1 protein-coding gene is annotated in these 316 nt (G+C 76.9%); it reads left to right on the forward strand.

Annotated elements, in window-relative coordinates:
* Window positions 1–316 (forward strand): class I SAM-dependent methyltransferase (locus tag AB6A65_RS16870; RefSeq protein ID WP_371039531.1); only part of this gene is annotated, 316 nt, incomplete at both ends.

Here is a 316-nt window from a genome sequence, read left to right on the forward strand (position 1 = left end):
CAGCTCTGCCACGCCACGCTGCCGGGCGCCCTGCGGCTCGTCGGGGTGGACATGTCGCCCGACGAGCTCGCCCTCGCCCGCGCGCGGCTGCCGGAGGGGCGCGCCCGGCTGATCGAGGCGCAGGCGCAGCGTCTCGACGCGCTCGCGGACGGGGCGGTGGACGTGGCGCTCTGTCACTGGGCGCTGACGCTGATGGACCCGGTGGCCCCGGTGCTGGAGGAAGTCGCGCGCGTCCTCGCCCCCGGCGGCCGCTTCGCTGCGCTGGTCGACGGTCCGATGGAGGCGGCGCCGGGCTACGCCGATGTCCACGACCTGA

Source organism: Rhodosalinus sp. FB01, assembly GCF_041365715.1.
Taxonomy (GTDB): Bacteria; Pseudomonadota; Alphaproteobacteria; order Rhodobacterales; family Rhodobacteraceae; genus Rhodosalinus.